The following is a 992-nucleotide window of genomic DNA, read 5'->3' as shown; positions in this document are numbered from 1 at the left end:
AATACCCTACAGGCTGATACCCCCATGAGGCATCCAGCGGATGCTCCTGTACCGGAAGCAATTCGATGTGTGTATATTCCGCTTGAGGAGTCCACTCCGTTATTGTAGTAGTGTCCTGAGAGATTAACAGTGCTGGAGGCTTTTATTGAAACGTTACCGGCGTCTCCGGTGCTGTCCTCTAAAGCCGAGGCTCCGATTAATGAGTTACCGGTAAGGGTTAAACTTTCTGTTGTTATTGTAATGTCTCCGGCCTTGCCGGATGACGACGTGTTTGAAGTTATCTGGCTGCCGGAGGTAACGCTTATAGCTCCTGTAACATTTATATTAATGCCGCCTCCGTTGCCGCCTCCATAGGTATCGGCACAGACCTGTCCGCCGTCAGTGATGAACTTTCCACCTGAAATGTATATATTACCAGCACCGGCAATGGTACTGCTTACGTCTAAATTGCCGATAGCGTTACCGTTTCTTGTTTGACGTGTTGAATCGGTATGAGATATATTAATATCGCCAAAGTTTGAAAAAGCATCCACGCTTATCCCGGATGATGTAATAGCCGCCTCACCGGCAGAGGCAACAGCGGCAAGATTAATCTGCCCACCGGGAGCATATAAATAACCATTTTTTATGTCTATACCGCCGGCAACAAGTGTAATCCCTTTTCCCTCCGCCACCTCTAAGAAACTGCCCTCTATTGAAACGCCGGTTGGATTACTTGTTAAAAAACCAAAAGCCGAGGGGGTGGCTACCGTTAATACTGTGTCAGATGGATTTGTAGCATTAAACTTACCACCGTCGGAAAGTTTTAGATAATCCGCCGTACTTACATAGAAAGAGCCCTTTATGTCAAGGCTTGCGTTTTTGCCGAAAACTACGCCGGAGGGATTTATAAAGTAAAGGTTTGCTCCTGAGATGGCGGAGGAAATCATCCCATCTATATAAGATGAACCACCTTCGGTTACTCTGGCAATTATATTTGAAATAGAAGATTC

The 992-nt window shown here is 45.9% G+C and carries 1 protein-coding gene; it reads right to left on the bottom strand.

Annotated features, from left to right (window positions below; all coding sequences use genetic code 11):
* On the bottom strand, nt 1–992 hold a 992-nt coding region (locus H7844_16010; GenBank protein MEO5358781.1), incomplete at both ends, for a filamentous hemagglutinin N-terminal domain-containing protein.

Source organism: Nitrospirae bacterium YQR-1 (genome assembly GCA_039908095.1).
Classification (GTDB): domain Bacteria; phylum Nitrospirota; class Thermodesulfovibrionia; order Thermodesulfovibrionales; family Magnetobacteriaceae; genus Magnetomonas.
This window is presented reverse-complemented; position numbering and strand designations above follow the sequence as displayed.